The organism is Streptacidiphilus jeojiense (assembly GCF_000719095.1).
Lineage (GTDB): Bacteria > Actinomycetota > Actinomycetes > Streptomycetales > Streptomycetaceae > Streptacidiphilus > Streptacidiphilus jeojiensis.
The window spans coordinates 1-1,048 of record NZ_JOEH01000102.1 but is presented as its reverse complement, the minus strand read 5'-3'; the positions used below and the strand labels follow the sequence as shown (position 1 = coordinate 1,048).

Here is a 1,048-nt window from a genome sequence, read left to right as displayed (position 1 = left end):
GGGACCCCGGTGACGATCCGGGGATCCCGAAATGCGCGCTGTCGGCACCGTTCTTGTTCTTGTGGTCCTGGCCACGCTGGTGGCGACCGGTGCGCCCCGCAGACCATCGCGCTGGTGGTGCTGCCGCCGCTGCTGTACGCCTCGGCGGAGGAGATGTCGCTGCGCGACCTGAAGATCGTGTGGCGGCCGGTCACGGTCCTGGCCCTGGGCCTCGTGCTGGCGTCGGCCGCCGCGGTCGGGTTCCTGGCGGTGGCGCTGACGCCGCTGACCGCGCCGATGGCGCTGGTGCTGGGCGCGGTGCTGGCCAGCACCGACCCGGTCGCGGTCACCGCGCTGGGGCGCAGGCTCGCGCTGCCGGGGCGGGTGCAGACCATGGTGCAGGCCGAGAGCCTGTTCAACGACGCGACCTCGCCGTGGCCGGTGTGGTGGCGTTGATCCGGGCCCGGACCACCGACCCGGTGCTGGAGACCGTGATCGCCCTGGTCACCCCCTACGCCGCCTACGTCCTGGCGGAGGGCGCGCACACCTCGGGGGTGACCGCCGTGGTGGTCGCCGGGGTGGTGCTGGGTCGCTCGGGCTACCGGCTGACGGACGCGCGGATCCGGCTGCAGTTGCAGGCGGTGTACTAGACAGGTCCAGGGTGGTCAAGCCGGTGGAGGGGGCCGCCTCCTGGCGGGTGGCCGCCGTGGTGACCTGGGCCGGCACCCGCGGAGTGATGCCCCTGGCCGCCGCCCTGTCCATCCCGCTGCTGGACGACGACGGCACCGCCCTGCCGGGGCGTGCGCTGGTGCTGGTGCTGACCACCGCAGTGGTGGTGTTCACCCTGGTCGTCCAGGGACTGAGCCTGGCACCGCTCGTCAACCGCTCCGGACTGGCCCTGGAGCCGCAGGACACCGCCCGCGAACAGGAGCACGCACGCCAACAGATCGCCCGCGCCGGCCTGGACTACCTGGACCAGCTCGCCGACCTCGGCGCGGCCCCGGAAGCCGCGCTGGATCGCGTGCGCCTGGCACTGGACGCGCGGCTGCGCCACAGCCTGGCCCAGGAC

General features: G+C 73.9%; 3 protein-coding genes. All 3 read left to right on the top strand.

What is annotated here, in order from left to right:
* Nucleotides 1-114 precede the first annotated feature (114 nt).
* Nucleotides 115-435, top strand: coding sequence for a cation:proton antiporter domain-containing protein (locus IF29_RS48735; protein WP_051726709.1), 321 nt, complete (start codon nt 115-117; stop codon nt 433-435).
* On the top strand, nt 423-629 hold the full coding sequence (locus IF29_RS48730) for a cation:proton antiporter domain-containing protein (protein WP_269665124.1): 207 nt from the start codon (nt 423-425) through the stop codon (nt 627-629). The genes IF29_RS48735 and IF29_RS48730 overlap by 13 nt, the downstream gene beginning before the upstream one ends.
* 11 nt (nt 630-640) lie before the next feature.
* A partial coding sequence (locus tag IF29_RS48380; RefSeq protein WP_232242938.1) for a cation:proton antiporter domain-containing protein occupies nt 641-1,048 on the top strand: 408 nt, incomplete at its 3' end.